This window comes from Brachybacterium alimentarium (assembly GCF_002332425.1).
GTDB classification, from domain to species: Bacteria; Actinomycetota; Actinomycetes; order Actinomycetales; family Dermabacteraceae; genus Brachybacterium; species Brachybacterium alimentarium.
In genome coordinates this window covers 49,485-64,439 of sequence record NZ_NRGS01000017.1, presented here as the reverse complement: position 1 = coordinate 64,439, position 14,955 = coordinate 49,485, and the positions used below count along the sequence as shown (strand labels likewise).

15 protein-coding genes are annotated in these 14,955 nt (G+C 72.0%); 10 read left to right on the top strand and 5 right to left on the bottom strand.

Translation table 11 applies throughout. The features are described 5' to 3' along the window. Positions 1-23: 23 nt before the first annotated feature. A complete protein-coding gene (locus CIK71_RS10480) occupies positions 24-1,100 on the top strand; it encodes an NAD(P)-dependent alcohol dehydrogenase (protein WP_096165587.1) in 1,077 nt (358 codons plus the stop codon). A gap of 80 nt (positions 1,101-1,180) precedes the next feature. Here the strand turns inward: CIK71_RS10480 and CIK71_RS10475 are convergent, their stop codons facing one another. Further along, positions 1,181-1,927 carry a Type 1 glutamine amidotransferase-like domain-containing protein gene (locus CIK71_RS10475; RefSeq protein ID WP_096165584.1) on the bottom strand — a complete coding sequence of 249 codons (747 nt, stop codon included), beginning with the start codon at positions 1,925-1,927 and terminating at the stop codon, positions 1,181-1,183. A 196-nt stretch (positions 1,928-2,123) separates the two neighbouring features. Then, positions 2,124-2,321, bottom strand: coding sequence for a 50S ribosomal protein L28 (gene rpmB / locus CIK71_RS10470; protein WP_096165582.1), 198 nt, complete (start codon positions 2,319-2,321; stop codon positions 2,124-2,126). 384 nt (positions 2,322-2,705) lie between these two features. Between rpmB and CIK71_RS10460 the strand changes: the two genes are divergently transcribed. The 9 genes from CIK71_RS10460 to CIK71_RS10420 all read left to right on the top strand — a co-directional run bounded on the left by CIK71_RS10460 (position 2,706) and on the right by CIK71_RS10420 (position 10,150). Beyond that, positions 2,706-4,919: an ATP-dependent DNA helicase RecG gene (locus CIK71_RS10460; RefSeq protein WP_096165578.1), complete on the top strand. Its 2,214-nt coding sequence runs from the start codon at positions 2,706-2,708 to the stop codon at positions 4,917-4,919. 1 nt (position 4,920) lies between these two features. After that, positions 4,921-5,535 (top strand): 16S rRNA (guanine(966)-N(2))-methyltransferase RsmD, encoded by a 615-nt coding sequence (rsmD, locus tag CIK71_RS10455; RefSeq protein ID WP_096165576.1) that lies wholly within the window; start codon positions 4,921-4,923, stop codon positions 5,533-5,535. After that, positions 5,535-6,107: a GNAT family N-acetyltransferase gene (locus CIK71_RS10450; RefSeq protein ID WP_096165574.1), complete on the top strand. Its 573-nt coding sequence runs from the start codon at positions 5,535-5,537 to the stop codon at positions 6,105-6,107. Before rsmD ends, CIK71_RS10450 begins: the two co-directional genes overlap by 1 nt. 140 nt (positions 6,108-6,247) lie before the next feature. After that, the gene (locus CIK71_RS10445) at positions 6,248-6,628 is read left to right on the top strand and encodes a DUF3224 domain-containing protein (RefSeq protein ID WP_096165572.1); all 381 of its coding nucleotides are present in this window, start codon (positions 6,248-6,250) and stop codon (positions 6,626-6,628) included. A 19-nt stretch (positions 6,629-6,647) separates the two neighbouring features. After that, positions 6,648-7,139 (top strand): pantetheine-phosphate adenylyltransferase, encoded by a 492-nt coding sequence (gene coaD / locus CIK71_RS10440; protein WP_096165570.1) that lies wholly within the window; start codon positions 6,648-6,650, stop codon positions 7,137-7,139. A gap of 34 nt (positions 7,140-7,173) precedes the next feature. Next, positions 7,174-7,791, top strand: a complete 618-nt coding sequence (locus CIK71_RS10435; RefSeq protein WP_096165568.1) for a YceD family protein — start codon at positions 7,174-7,176, stop codon at positions 7,789-7,791. Further along, entirely contained in the window at positions 7,791-8,543 is a 753-nt protein-coding gene (rnc, locus tag CIK71_RS10430) for a ribonuclease III (RefSeq protein WP_096165565.1), read from the top strand. Before CIK71_RS10435 ends, rnc begins: the two co-directional genes overlap by 1 nt. Positions 8,544-8,546: 3 nt before the next feature. After that, positions 8,547-9,521, top strand: coding sequence for a bifunctional DNA-formamidopyrimidine glycosylase/DNA-(apurinic or apyrimidinic site) lyase (gene mutM / locus CIK71_RS10425; protein ID WP_096165563.1), 975 nt, complete (start codon positions 8,547-8,549; stop codon positions 9,519-9,521). Between the two features lie 41 nt (positions 9,522-9,562). After that, positions 9,563-10,150, top strand: a complete 588-nt coding sequence (locus tag CIK71_RS10420; protein ID WP_096165722.1) for a response regulator transcription factor — start codon at positions 9,563-9,565, stop codon at positions 10,148-10,150. 142 nt (positions 10,151-10,292) lie between these two features. Here the strand turns inward: CIK71_RS10420 and CIK71_RS10415 are convergent, their stop codons facing one another. From CIK71_RS10415 to cydD, 3 genes are read right to left on the bottom strand one after another with little or no spacing between them, the layout of a single operon-like run. Beyond that, positions 10,293-11,453: a sensor histidine kinase gene (locus CIK71_RS10415; protein ID WP_096165562.1), complete on the bottom strand. Its 1,161-nt coding sequence runs from the start codon at positions 11,451-11,453 to the stop codon at positions 10,293-10,295. Further along, positions 11,453-13,249 (bottom strand): thiol reductant ABC exporter subunit CydC, encoded by a 1,797-nt coding sequence (gene cydC, locus CIK71_RS10410; protein WP_096165560.1) that lies wholly within the window; start codon positions 13,247-13,249, stop codon positions 11,453-11,455. Before cydC ends, CIK71_RS10415 begins: the two co-directional genes overlap by 1 nt. Next, on the bottom strand, positions 13,246-14,955 hold the full coding sequence (gene cydD / locus CIK71_RS10405; protein WP_096165557.1) for a thiol reductant ABC exporter subunit CydD: 1,710 nt from the start codon (positions 14,953-14,955) through the stop codon (positions 13,246-13,248). The genes cydC and cydD overlap by 4 nt, the downstream gene beginning before the upstream one ends.

Sequence of the window (14,955 nt, the reverse complement as noted above, 5' to 3'; positions counted from 1 at the left end):
GCCCCCGAACCGAAGGAGAATCCATGCCGTTCACCGTCAAGGCACTGCAGAAGACCGGCCCCGATCAGCCCTTCCAGGTCGCCACCATCGAGCGCCGGGACCCGCGCGCCGATGACGTCGTCATCGACATCAAGGCCGCCGGCATCTGCCACAGCGACATCCACACCATCCGCAACGAGTGGGGCGAGGCGCACTTCCCGCTCACCGTGGGCCACGAGATCGCCGGCGTGGTCTCCGCCGTCGGCGACAGCGTGACGGATTGGAAGATCGGCGACCGCGTGGGCGTGGGTTGCATGGTCGACTCGTGCGGCCGCTGCGAGCAGTGCCGCCAGGGCGACGAGCAGAACTGCCTCGAGGGCAACGTGGGCACCTACAACGCCACGGACGTCGACGGCTCGATCACCCAGGGCGGCTATTCCGAGAAGGTCGTCGTCAACGAGCGCTTCGTGTGCCGCATCCCGGACGGCCTCGACTTCGACCTCGCCGCACCGCTGCTGTGCGCGGGCATCACCACCTACTCGCCGCTCGCCCGTTGGGGCGCCGCGGAGACCAAGGACGGCGCCCCCAAGAAGGTCGCCGTGCTGGGCCTGGGCGGCCTCGGCCACATGGGTGTGCAGATCGCCGCCGCCATGGGCGCCGACGTCACCGTGCTCTCGCGTTCACGCAAGAAGGAGCAGCTCGCCATCGATCTGGGGGCGAGGCAGATGCTCGCCACCACGGAGGACGGCTTCTACGCCGATCACCGCGGGGAGTTCGACCTGATCCTCAACACGATCAGCGCCGACATCCCGGTCGACAAGTACCTGGGCCTGCTGAAGCCGCGCGGCGTGATGGCTGTGGTCGGCCTTCCGCCCGAGGCCCAGTCCCTCGGCTTCGGCTCCCTGATCGGCGGCGGCAAGGTGCTCGCCGGTTCCAACATCGGCGGCATCGCCGAGACCCAGGAGATGCTCGACTTCTGCGCCGAGCACAGCATCGCCGCCCAGATCGAGACGATCGGGATCGACGAGGCCGACGCCACCTACGACCGGGTGGTCGCCGGCGAGGTGTTCTTCCGCGCCGTCGTCGACACCGCCACGTTCGAGGACGCCGAGGTCGCCTGAGCCTCGTGCTCACGCTGATCTGACGTGACGTGACGTGACGTGAGATGCCCGCGTCGCCCTTCGAGGCGTCGCGGGCATCGTCATCCCAGACGCCGCACCGTCAGGTCGCGCTCGAGGACGCCGCCGGATCCGTCGGGTTCGATCCATGACGCTCCGGCGCCGTCCCGCTCGGAGACCGCCTCGATCAGCTCGGTGCCGCGGTAGAGCAGCCCGGCGCCGTCGTCCGTGCACACGGTCGCGCCGAGCGTGCCGTCCGCCACCAGCTCCCGGATCAACGGCCGTCGGCGTGCCTCGGAGTCCATGTGCACCCCGTTGGCGCCAGGCAGGAAGCCGAGGCCGTTCGTGACCGGGGCCAGCTGCGGGCCGAAGGAATCGGTGACCCCGCCCTCGAACCAGCAGATCGAGCCGGCGGAGACGCCGGCGAGCACCACGCCCTCCTGCCAGAGCCGGTGCAGGATCTCGGGGAGCCCGTGGGCGCGCCACACGGCCAGCAGGTTCACCACCGAGCCGCCGTTGACCCAGATGATGTCGAAGCTGCGCAGATAGGCCTCGACATCCTCCACGTTCGGCATCGAGAACAGGCTGAGGTGATGCAGCGCGTACCCGGCCTCCCGAGCCGCTTCCTCCATGTCCCGCTGGAAGCTGCGATCGTCCCCGGAGGCCGTGCCGAGGTGGCAGATCCTGATCGCACCGTCGCGGTCGCTCTCGGGCGCTTCACGGCTGAGCTGCCCGGCGAAGGCCATCATCGGCCCGAAGCGGAACCGCAGACGCGGGTGGGGGAGGTACCCCGCGCTGGTGGCGAGGATGGTGGGGGCGGATGCAGGCATGGGATCTCCTCGGGGGCAGCGTGGAAGCGAGGATATCCCGGCCCGGTCATGCGCAACCGATCACGCGGATCCGGTCATGCGCACCCGATCATCGTCGTCCGGCGATGCGCATCCGGAGAAGCGTATGAGCCCCACCCCGAAGGGTGAGGGCTCATACGGAAGGACCTGACGGTCCTGGTCTGTCGGTCGTTCCCGCTCAGGCGCCGAGCGTGCTGACCTTGCCCGCCTTGAGGCAGGAGGTGCACACGTTCACGCGCTTGCTGGTCCCGTTGATCACAGTGCGCACGGACTGGATGTTCGGGTTCCAACGACGCGAGGTACGGCGGTGCGAGTGGGAAACGCTCTTGCCGAAGCTCGGGTGCTTGGCGCAGATGTCACACGTGGAAGAAGCCACTGTCGTCTCCTGAAAAGTCGAATTCTGTTCGGGTGCCCGCCCGGTCCCACGACGTCAAGTCGGAGTCGGTGACCATGGGTGAGCGCGGGGGCGCCGGCCCCCGGAGGTCAGGGCAACCACGGAAGCATATCCCACGCGGCGCTCCGCATGAAGGGAGCCCGGTGTGGAGGGGCTGTGGACTCCGACACAGCGTCGGTCCCGAGTGGCACCATTGTCTCCGTGGCGTGCCCGTGCATCATCGCACGTGGCGCCGTGATCGGCGCGGGCGTCTCCTCAGGGGCGGCTCGCGAGGAACGGCGATCCAGCCCGCACGAGCCGGGACGGATCAGGACCACGAGCACGACCGGGACGACGAGCACGACGAGCACGACGAGGAGGCACCGCATGGCCAGGAGGCTGGAGTCCGCACGCGGCTCGATGCCGCTGTCGGAGCTCCTCGAGCGCAAGGAGAAGCTCGCGATGGCGTCGTTCGGCGTGCGCGATCTCGACACGATGATGCGCTTCGCCCCGCGCCGCTACACCGTCCCCGCCCCGCTGCGCTCCCTCCACGACACCCATGAGGGCGAGGAGGTCAGCGCGATCGTCACCGTGGAACGGGTGTCCTCGCGGAGCATGCGCAGCAGGCACGGCTCCATCCTCGAGGTGGTGGTCACTGACGGGATCGAGAACATCACCCTGACCTTCTTCCTGGCCAAGCAGCATCTCGTGGACTGGCACACCAAGCGTCTGGCCGTCGGCCGCCGCGTGCTGGTGCGGGGCACTGTGGGCCGCAACAAGATGACCGGGAACCCGCAGATCACCCACCCCGACTACGAGGAGTTCGAGGACTCCGAGGAGGGGCTGGCCCATGCCCAGCGCCCGCGGCCCGTGTACCCGCTGCGCAAGAACATCGCCCAGCGCACCATGCGAGCGGCCACCGAGAAGGGCCTGGAGTTCGCCGAGTACCTCGCCCGCCCGGTGCCCGCGCGGATCGTGGAGGCGCGCGGCCTGCTCCCACTGCCCGAGGCGGTGGCCGCCGTGCACACTCCGCGCACCGAGCAGGACACCCTCTCCGGCGTGGCGCACCTGGTTTACGAGGAGGCGTTCGTGCTGCAGGCGATCTTCGCCCAGCGTCGCACCCTGGACGAACGTTCGCCCGCGCCCGCGCTGCGGGCGGAGGGTCCGCTCCAGACAGCCTTCGACGAGCGCCTGCCCTTCGAGCTCACCGCGGGGCAGAAGGAGATCGGCGAGGAGATCATCGAGCGCGTCGGCCGCGACCATCCCACCAGCATGCTGCTGCAGGGCGACGTCGGCTCCGGCAAGACGGTGATCGCTCTGCGCGCGATGCTGCGCGCCGTGGACTCCGGCCACCAGGCGGCGCTGCTCGCACCGACCGAAGTGCTCGCCGAGCAGCATCACCGCACGATCCTCGGGCTGCTGGGGGACCTGGCCCGGGCCGGGCAGCTCGACGGCCATCTCGACGCCACCAGAGTGCGGCTGCTCACCGGATCGCAGAAGACCTCCGCGCGCCGCGAGACCCTGCTCGACGTCACCTCCGGCCAGGCGGGCATCGTCGTGGGCACCCACGCCCTGCTGACGGAGTCCGTCGAGTTCGCCTCCCTCGGGCTCGTCGTGATCGACGAGCAGCACCGCTTCGGTGTCGACCATCGAAGACGCCTGCGCAGCAAGGGGCCCGGCGGCATGACACCGCACGTCGTGGTGATGACGGCGACCCCCATCCCGCGCACGGCGGCGCTCGCGACCGTGGGCGACCTCGATGTGCTCACGCTCCGCGAGAGCCCGGGCATGCGCGCGGGCGTGGAGAGCTTCGTGGTCCCCGAACAGCTGCCCAAGTGGGAGAACCGCATGTGGGCCCGCGCGGCCGAGGAGATCGCCGCGCAGCGTCAGGTGTTCGTGGTCTGCGCCCGCATCGACGAGACCGACGACTCCCCGCCGCCCGCCACCATCCTCGACGAGAACGGTGAGATCTCCGAGACCCGGCTCGAGGAAGCGCGCGGTGTCACCGCGACGGCGGAGCGCCTCGCGACCCGACCCGAGCTGGCCGGGGCCCGGATCGGCGTGCTCCACGGCCGCCTGACGTCGGAGCAGAAGCAGCAGACCATGGATCGTGTGGTCGCCGGCGAGATCGACCTGCTGGTCGCCACCACGGTGATCGAGGTCGGAGTCGACGTCCCCAACGCCTCGGTGATGATCGTGCTGGACGCGGAGCGCTTCGGCGTCTCCCAGCTCCACCAGCTGCGCGGCCGGGTGGGGCGTGGCGAGCACCCCGGCATCGCCTTCCTCGACACCCGCACCACGCCGGAGCATCCGGCCTTCGCACGGCTCGAGGGGATCGCCGGTGCGGCCGACGGCTTCGCGCTCGCGGACCTGGACCTGCAGGTGCGCGGTGCGGGCGACCTCGTGGGGGAGGAGCAGTCCGGCCTCCAGCGCACGCTGAAGCACCTCGACGTGATCCGTGACGCCCCGATCATCGACCAGGCCCGACAGGACGCCTTCGCGGTCCTCGCCGCGGACCCCGATCTCACCGACCACCCCGATCTCGCCGGCGCTATCGCGAACCGCCTGCGGGACGCCGATCCCGACGTGGAGAGGAGCTGACATGCCCCGGATCATCGCGGGCGCCCTCGGCGGCCGCACCATCCCCGGCCCTCCCGGCAAGGGCACCCGGCCCACGTCCGACAGGGTGCGGGAGGCGCTGTTCTCCCGCCTCGAGGGCTGGGACGCCCTCGCCGGAGCTCGGGTGCTGGACCTCTACGCCGGCACCGGCGGCCTCGCCTTCGAGTCCCTCTCGCGCGGAGCGCGCAGCGCGCAGCTGGTCGAGCTGCATGGCCCCACCGCCAAGCAGCTGCGACGCACCGCGAGCGAGCTGGGCCTCGCCGAGCACTGCGAGATCCGCGCCGGCAAAGCCGAGACCGTGGCCGGCCAGCTCAGCGGGGAGCCGTTCACCCTGGTGTTCCTCGACCCGCCCTATGACGTCACCACCGACGCCCTCGAGGCGCTCCTGCTCACCCTGCGCCCGGCCCTGGACGACGAGGCCCTCGTGGTGATCGAGCGCTCGAGCCGCTCGCGCGCGCTCGATTGGCCCGAGGGCTGGGCCGACGACGGCACCAAGACCTACGGCGAGACGGTGCTCCAGTTCGGCGGGCCCGCCACGGACGACGCCACGGACGACGCTGCGGAAGACGCCGTCGACGACACCGGGGAGGAGCGCTGATGACCCCCGGCCTGCACGAGCTCGACTGGCCCGTCCGCACCGACCGTCTCGAGCTGCGCCTCGGACGGCCCGAGGACGCTGCGGCGATCTGGCCCTGGTACCGCAGGCCCGAGGTGCAGGAGTGGACCACCACGCTCAGTCCCACCCTCGAGGCCCATCAGGCCTGGTGGAGCTCTCGGCTGGCGACCACGGTCGTCGGCCTGCGCGAGGGACGGATCGTCGCGACCGGGGCCGTCACGGTGCAGGATGCCTGGTCCCAGGCCGACATGGCCGCGCAGGCCCGCGGACAGCAGGCCGAGCTGGGCTGGGTGCTCGACCCGGAGGCCCAGGGCCAGGGTCTGGGCACCGAGTTCGCCGCCGCTCTGCTGCGCCTCGCGATCGAGGGTCTCGGGGTGCGCCGGGTCGAGGCCGAATGCTTCGCCGAGAACCTCGCCTCACGCCGCGTGATGGAGAAGATCGGCATGCGCTGCGAGGGCGTCTTCATCGAGGAGTCCCTGCACCGCAGCGGACGCTGGCTGGACGGGATGACGTTCGCGCTCCTCGCCCGCGAGTACCGCGCCCGACGGGGCTGAGTACCGCGCGTGCCGCGCCCGACGGGGCTGAGTACCGCGCGTGCCGCGCCCGACGGAGCTGAGGCTCGCCGAGCCGCCGGCTGCCGAGCGATCCGGGCACTGCCTGGCCAGCCCCCGTTCGATGCTGGGATACTCGGGCCATGACGATTCTCGAGGCCACGTTCACCGTCGACCTGCGGCCGGGTCAGCAGCTGCCCGCCGCCGGCGGCCGCTTCGACCTGTCCAAGACCTGGACCGGGCAGCTCGAGGGCACGAGCACCGGCGTCATGCTCACCGCGGGTGACCCGGCGAGCGGGGACGCCGGCTACATCGCCATGGAGCAGTTCCACGGTGTGCTCGACGGCCGACGCGGCACGCTCACCCTGCAGCAGCTCGGCACGATGGCCGGCGGTGACCCCACCCTGGAGTACGTGATCGCCCCGGGCTCGGGCACCGAGGAGCTGGCAGGCGTGACCGGCACGCTCACCATCGCCGGGATCGACGACGACGGCACCCATCACGTGACTCTCGACCTGGCCTGATCGGCACTACAGTGGCGCCATGAGCACCGTCGTCCTGCCCGGCTCGTTCGACCCGTTCACCCTGGGGCACCTCGACCTCACCCGTCGGGCCGTCGCCCTCGGGCATCACGTGGTGATCGCCGTCTCCCACAACCCGTCCAAGCAGGGTCTGCTGGATCTGGAGACCCGCAAGGCCGCGATCACCGCGAGCCTGGAGGCCGAGGGCCTGAGCGGCGACACCGAGGTGCGCACCCTCCCGAAGGGACTGCTGGTCGACTTCTGCCGCGAGATCGGCGCGAGCGCCGTCATCCGCGGACTGCGCTCCCAGCTCGACCTCGCCTACGAGGAGCCGATGGCCCGCATGAACCACCATCTCGCGAGCACAGACACCGTCTTCCTGCTCACCGACACCGCGTTCGCCCACATCTCCTCCTCCCTGGTGCGGGAGGTCCACGCCCTCGGGGGTGACGTCTCCGACATGCTCCCGGACGCCTCGCTGGATGCCCTGCGCGCCGCCTCGCACGTATCCTGAACAGCCCCCTCGATCCGAACAGGACCCTTTCACCATGTCTTCCGACACCGTTCCCGCCTCGCCCCTCGACAAGGGCCTGATCTTCGACGCCGTCGACCTCGTCGGCCACACCGGCTCGCACCGGCGCGTCGAGCACACCTTCGCCGCTCCGGCCCGTGAGGTCGGCGGCGCGGCGATGCAGGCCCCCGAGGGCGAGGACATCGCCCTGGACCTCGAGTTCGAGTCCGTCGTCGAGGGCATCTACGTGCACGGCACCATCAGCGCCCACCTCGAGGGCGAGTGCTCGCGCTGCCTGGATCCCGTGGAGCAGGACGTCGCCACGCGCGTCGACGAGCTGTTCATGTACCCCGAGAAGGTCAAGGCCGACGAGCGCGAGGACACCACGATGCTCGAGGGCGACTCCGTGCACCTCGGAGGGCTCGTGCGCGACTCCCTCGCGATGGAGGCCGAGGACCGGCCGCTGTGCCGCGAGGACTGCCCGGGCCTGTGCAGCCAGTGCGGCTTCCGCATGGAGGACGACCCCGACCACCACCACGATGTGATCGATGATCGCTTCGCCGCGCTGCAGGGCCTGTTCGAGGACTCTGCCGACACGGAGACCGACGCCGAGGGCTCCGAGGACGCGACGGAGGCCGAGGGGGAGGGCCGCTGATGGCTCGCAAGCGGCGCGCCGTCGAGGCGGCGGACCCCCAGGCTCTGCTCGACGCCCTCCCGCTGGACGGCGCCCAGGCGGCGGACCTGCGCGGTTCCGGCCTGCTCGATCTCGCCCTGACCCACCGCTCCTACTCGTACGAGCACGACGAGATCCCGCACAACGAGCGGCTCGAGTTCCTCGGCGACGCGGTGCTGCAGCTGGCCGTGACCGAGCAGCTCTACACCACGCATCCCACGCTTCCCGAGGGGGACCTGGCACGTCGACGGGCGGCGACCGTGAGCACGCGTGCGCTCGCCGTGATCGCCTCACAGCTCGACCTGGGCGCCTACGTGAAGCTCGGCCGTGGTGAGGACCTCACCGGCGGCCGTGCGAAGCCCTCGATCCTCGCGGACACCACCGAGGCCGTCATCGGATCGGTGCACCTCGCGCTCGGCCAGGACGTCTCCCGGCGCTTCGTGCTGGACCTGATGCGGCCCCTGCTGGACTCCGACGAGTTCCTCGAGACCAGCTACGACTTCAAGTCGCGCCTGCAGGAGATCGCGGCCGCCGCCGGCACCAGCCCCACCTACCGGATCACCGAGACGGGCCTGGAGCACGAGAAGGTCTTCTCCGCGACGGTCACCATCGACAGCGTCGTCACCGCCACCGGTGAGGGACCCTCCAAGAAGGAGGCGGAGCTCGCCGCCGCCCAGAGCGCGGTGCGCGCCGTGCTCGCCGAGCGCGGCGAGACGCTCATCCCGAGGGGCTGAGACATGCCCGAGCTCCCCGAGGTCGAGGTGGTCCGTCGCGGCCTCGCGCCGCGCACCGTCGGCCGCACCATCGAGGCCGTCGAGGTGCTGGATTCGCGGATCATCCGCCGCCAGGTGGGCGGCGTGGACCGCTTGCGGGGCGCACTGGTCGGCACCCGGATGACCGCGGTGGTGCGTCGCGGCAAGTTCCTGTGGTGGCGCCTGGCCGACGGGCCCGACGCGGCGGAGGGGGCCGGTGCGGACACCGGCGAGGCCCTCATGGGCCACCTCGGCATGAGCGGCCAGCTGCGCGTGCGCACCCCCGGCCCGATGTCCCCGCCCCTCGACTCGGAGGGCCCGGCCTCGGATCCGCTGCGCCACCGTCGCCTCACCCTCCATCTCGACGACGGCACGGCGATCGATCTCATCGACCAGCGCCTCTTCGGCGGCCTGTGGACGAGCCCGCTCGAACCCTCGGCCGACGGCCGCCTCGCCGGGCTGGGCAGCCCGGACACCCTGCTCCCGGAAGCTGCCTCCGGCATCGCGCGCGACCTGCTGGACCCGGCGGCGGATCTTCCCTCGATCGCCCGCACCCTGCGCACCCGGCGCGCCGGCGTGAAGTCCCTGCTGCTCTCGCAGAGCATCGTCAGCGGGATCGGCAACATCTATGCGGACGAGGCCCTGTGGGCCGCCCGCACCCGCTACGACACTCCCGGCACCGAGCTCTCCCAGCGTCGTGCCCTGTCGATCCTCCGCGCGGCGGGCGAGGTCATGGAGCGGGCGCTCGCGGTGGGCGGCACCAGCTTCGACGCGCTGTACGTCAACGTGGACGGCCGCAGCGGCTACTTCGCCCGCTCGCTGGCCGTCTACGGACGTGAGGGGGAGCCGTGCCCGCGGTGCGGTAATCTGCTCAGACGCGCGCTCCACCAGGGACGGAGCAGTCACTACTGCCCCCGCTGCCAGCGCCCTGCGCCACGACCCAGGAGGGATGCCCGGTGACCACGAGACAGGAGCCCTCCCCGGGATCGACGATCCGGGTGATGCTGGTCGACGACCACGAAGTGGTGCGCCGCGGGATCGTCACAGTGATCGACGCGCAGAACGATCTGAGCGTGGCGGGGGAGGCCTCGTCCGTGGCGGAGGCGAACCGTCGCCTGCCGGCGATCCGCCCCGACGTGCTGGTGGTGGACCTGCAGCTGCCCGACGGCACCGGTATCGACGTGATGCGGGCGGCCCGTGAGATCGACCCCGAGCAGACGATGCTCGTGCTCACCAGCTTCGACGACGACTCCGCGCTGCAGGAGTCCCGCTCCGCCGGGGCCGCAGGACTCATCCTGAAATCGGTGCGCTCGCAGGAGATCGTCGCCGCGATCCGTGCGGTGCAGGAGGGCAAGCACGTGTGGCCCGCAGACCGCGCCCCGGAGCAGAACGAACTGTCGGTCTCCGACCAGCGCATCGTCGACCTCATCGGCGACGGGCACTCCAACCGCGAGATCGCCGAGGAGCTCGGCATCGCGGAGAAGACCGTGAAGAACCGGGTGACGGTCATCCTGCAGTCGCTCGGCATGCAGCGACGCACCCAGGTCGCCGCGATGGTCGCGGCCCGACGACGCGCCGGCTGGAAGTAGCCCGCCGCACGGCCGGCACTCACGGCACTCACGGCACTCACCCGGTCGACTCTCACCCGGACGGCTCTCACTCCGTCGGCTCTCAACCAGCCGGCTCATACTCCGTCGGCAGTCACCCGGTCGACTCTCACGCCGTCGACTCTTACGCCGCCGGCAGGGTCACCCGCCAGGAGATCATCGTCCCGGGTTCCAGGGAGAGCGCATCGACCCACCCGGAGTGGCGTCGAGCCCGGCTGGACATGTTCGCCAGGCCGCTGCGGCGCTGCACCGTCGGATCGATGCCGCGCCCGTTGTCCGAGACGTTCACCTGCACCACGCGGTCGACGCCCTCGGAGAACAGGCTCACCGAGACGGCGACCGCGCTGGCATGCGCATGGCGTGCCGCATTGGCCAGGCACTCGCGCACCACGGCGACCACGTCGTCGGCGATCTCCGAGGGCAGCTCGGCCTCCATCGCTGCAGGATGCGGGGGAAGTCGCAGGGTCGGCACGAAGCCGAGCCCGGCGGCGGCGAGGCCCACCTCGTGGCGCAGCTGCTCGGTGAGCGTCGCCTCGAGCCGCTCACGCCGCAGGGACTGCACGATCTGCCGGATCTGGGCGACCGCGTTCTCCAGCCCCTGCACCGAGGAGGCGACGGAGGAGCGGATGCGGGTGTTGGACGGCGGCTGACCGGGAGCGGCCAGCGCATCGGTGAGCGCTTCCAGCTCCATGCCGACGGCGAACAGCTCCTGGATCGCGAGATCGTGCAGATCGCGCGCGATGCGGCTGCGCTCGTCGTCCAGCTCGTCCGAGACGCCCGGGGCGGGGACCCGCAGGGTGAGCAGCACGAGGGCTGCCAGCGCATCGAGGCGTTCGCGGTCCGCCCGGGTGAAGGCAGGATCGGCTGCACCGTCCGGGCCTGCACCGTCCGGGCGATCCCGCAGCACGGCGAGAAAGCCGGAGCCGTGCTCCGCGCCGTCGACCACAGCGAGCAGCGCGGGAATGTCCTGCTCCCCGACGAGGAGGGTGCCGATGCGTTCGAGCGCCTCGGAATCCGTCTCCTCGAGCGCGGCGCCGGCAGGAGATCGCGGTGTGAGCGTGCGGCCCAGCAGATCGGCGGCGTCCGGGCCGTCGACGAGTTCGAAGGTCCAGGTCCCAGGGGCCAGGGGAAGCACCAGGGCGGCGCTGCGCGCGCCGAGGTCGGTGCGGGCGGAGTGCACCAGCAGGTCCAGCAGATCCTCGGTGTCTCCGCCGGCGAGCACGGCGCCGGCGAGATCCTGCACCCGAGGGCGGTCGGGCCGGGGCGGTGGGGCGATCGAGGTCATCAGCTCTCCTGGGTGCGGGTCCCGTCATTCTCCCCGATCCGCAGGATCGGCGTGCCCTCGGGGAGTGCCTCGGGCCGATGGGTGACCACGACGACCGTGCTGGTGGCGGGGACGAGGGTCTCATCGGCGGGGTCGAGCAGAGCGCGCAGGAGGGCGTCGCCGCGGGCGGTGTCCAGATGCTCGGTGGGCTCATCCAGCAGCAGCACCGGGCCCCTCCGGATCACCGCTCGGGCCAGCAGCAGGCGTCGGCGCTCGCCGCCGGAGACGGTGGTGCCGTCCGGGCCGAGCATGGTGTCCAGGCCGTGCGGGAGGGTCCGCACCCAGTCCATGAGGTCGACGGCCTCGAGCGCCGCGAGGGCGGTGTCGTCCTCGAGATCCCTGCGCACCACCCGCAGGTTCTCCCGCAGCGTGGTGGCGAAGACGTGGGCGTCCTCGGCGAACAGCACGACGTTCGGATGCAGCGGCGAGCCGTCCTCCAGCTCGACGGTCCCGGCGAGCGGCTCCAGCAGTCCGGCGAGGGTGGCCAGCAGGGTGGTCTTGCCGCTGCCGGATCCGCCCACGACGGCGAGCCGCGAACCCGCCGGCAGATCCAGGTCCAGGTCCCGCACCCGGGCGGCGCCGGGCTCCCACCCCGCGCTCAGACCGGTGGCTCGGAGCCGCACCTCCCCGTCCGGTGCCAGGCGTCGAGTTTTGTCCGCTGAGGACCGATGCGCGGTCGAGGATCGGTCGTCGGGGGACATTTCTGCGGGCGCGGCGCGGTCGGGGGGCGAGGAGCTCACCGCGCGCGCTGTCCGGTGGGTGGGGGACGGGCGTGCCGCGGACGCGGCCCGGTGGGTGGGGGACGGGCTCGGCGAGGGCGCCCCGCCCGGGCCGGCCAGCTCGGCGAGACGGGCGGAGGCGGCGCGAGAGCGTGCGTACTGCGAGGCGGCGGCCGGCAGGGCCGTGGCCGCTTCGAAGGAGGACAGCGGCAGCAGCAGGAGCACGCCCACCTGGCCGGCCGAGGCGCCGCCCGTGGTCCAGGCGGCGCCGGCGGCCAGCAGCGAGCCGGCCATCGCCAGGATCAAGGCCAGTGGCACCGCTGCGGAGGCCACGGCAGAGGGGAGCGCGGCGCGATCGATCGCGGAGTCGTGCTCGTGCTGGCGGGCATCGAGCTGCGCGAGCGCCACCTCGAGCCGCCCGTCGACCCGCAGCGAGGTCGCATCATCGAGCACCTCGAGCGCCTGGGCGGTCACGGTCGAGCGGCTGGAGACCACGGCCTGCTCGGCGAGGCGGGCGGCGCGGTAACCGGCCAGCGGAGCGAGCACGCTCGCAACCGCGAGGGACAGCAGCATGCTCGCGGTGGCGAGCAGCGAGAGCGGCGCGAAGGTCACCAGCACCACGACTGTCATCACCCCGGCGACGAGCGCGGGCACCACGGCCTTGATGACGTGGTCGCCGAGCTCCTGGGCATCATCGCCGAGCCGGGCGAGCAGGTCTCCGCGGCGCAGCCGGGTCACGGCGTCGTCCGGGCGTGCGGCGAGCGCGGTGAACAGGTTCGTGCGCAGCGAGACCACGCCGCGGAAGGCGACGTCATGGGTGAGCATCCGGTCCAGCCAGCGGAACACGCCGCGGGAGACGCCGAGCGCCCTGACCATCACCACGGCGACGGTCAGGTCCAGCACCGGCGGCATGGTCCAGGCGCGGGTGACCAGATAGGCGGAGACGGCCGCGAGGGCGAACGCGGAGCCGAGCGTCGCGCAGGCGGCGAGCACGGCGGCCAGCAGCCGTCCGCGGGGGATCTCGAGCGCAGCGATCATGCGGGCACCTCCGGTCGGTCCTCGACCAGGGACCGGGAGTCGACCCGGGCCACGTCGTCGGCCACCTCGACCAGCCGCGAGCGATGGGCGATCACGAGCACGGTGCGGCCCTGAGCGCGCAGGGTGCGGAGGAGGTCCAGCACGATGGTCTCGGTCGCGCCGTCGAGGTGGGCGGTCGGCTCGTCGAGCACGACGAGCTGGGCGGGGGAGAGCAGAGCGCGCGCGAGCGACAGGCGCTGCCGTTCGCCCAGGGAGAGGCCTCGGCCCGCACGCCCGAGCTCCGCGTCCCAACCGCGCGCGGCGATCACGGCGTCCAGGCCGGTGGAGGCGGCGACCTGCTCGAGCTCCTCAAGGGTCGCCTCGGGCCGCACCGCCGAGAGGACCGTGCGGAGCGAACCGGGCGGGAGCACGGGGCGCTGGGGGAGCAGGGCGACCTGGTCCCAGTAGCTGCGCCGGGAGAGCTCGCGCACGTCCGTGACGACGCCGTCGGGGCCGCGCACCTCGGCGCGCCCGTCGTCGGCCTCGAGCAGTCCCAGCAGCACCTGGACGGCGGTGGTCTTGCCGGCGCCCGAGGGGCCGACGAGCGCCAGCACCCGGCCTGGACGCAGCACGAGCTCCGCCGCGTGCGGGGCGTGGCCTTCCCGCGAGCGCACCGAGACGCCGCGCAGGGCGAGGGTCGCGGTGCTGAGGTCCGGGCAGGAGACGGAGCCGTCGGGCAGCGGCTGCTCGTCGAGCACCTCGAACGCGGCGGTGACCGCGGCGAGCCCGTCGGTCGAGGAATGGTACTGGGAGCCGACGTTGCGCAGCGGCAGGTAGATCTCGGGTGCGAGGACGAGCACCGCGAGGGCCGGGGCGAGGTCCATCTCCCCGTAGACCAGGCGCATCCCGATGCTCACGGCGACCAGGGCGACGCATAGGGTCGCGAGCAGCTCGAGCACCATCGAGGAGAGGAAGGCGAACTTCAGCGATCCCATTGCGGAGATGCGGTGGCGGTCGCCGAGCTCCCGGACCATCTTCTCGGGGCCCCTCTCGCGGCCGAGGGCCCGCAGGGTGGGCAGGCCGTCGACCAGGTCCAGCAGCTGCGACCACAGCGTGCGCATGTCCGCCAGCAGCGCTTCGGAGCGGCCGACGGTCATGGTGCCCACCAGGATCATGAACAGCGGCACCAGCGGGAGGGTGATCAAGGCGATGACCGCGCTGAGCGGATCGAGGATCCCGATGGTGAACAGGCACAGCGGGGTCACCGTGAGCGACAGCATCAGCTGGGGCACGTAGCCCACCAGATAGGGGCGCAGCCTCTCGACCCCGGTGGTCGCGAGCGACGTCAGGTCCGCTCCGCGCCCAGCGCTGCGACGAGGGCCGAGGGCCGCGGCGTGCGCGACCAGCCGCCCGCGCAGATCGCCGATCGCCGCGGTCGCCGCGTGGTGCGCCGTGCGCTGCTCGAGGAGGACCGCACCCGCGCGGACGGCCAGGGCCGCCAGCAGCGCGGTCAGCAGCAGCGGGGCATCCTGGGGCAGACGCTGCTCGGTGAGCAGCTGGGCGCCGAGCCGGGCGACGCTCAGCGCGGTGACGATCACGCACAGCGACTGCACGAGGCCCAGGGCGACCGTGCGCATCACGTGGTGCCGGGCCGCACGGACCTCCCGCACCAGGCGGGGGTCCAGCGGTGCACGACGGGCGCGGCGGGCGCGACGCTCACGGGGCAT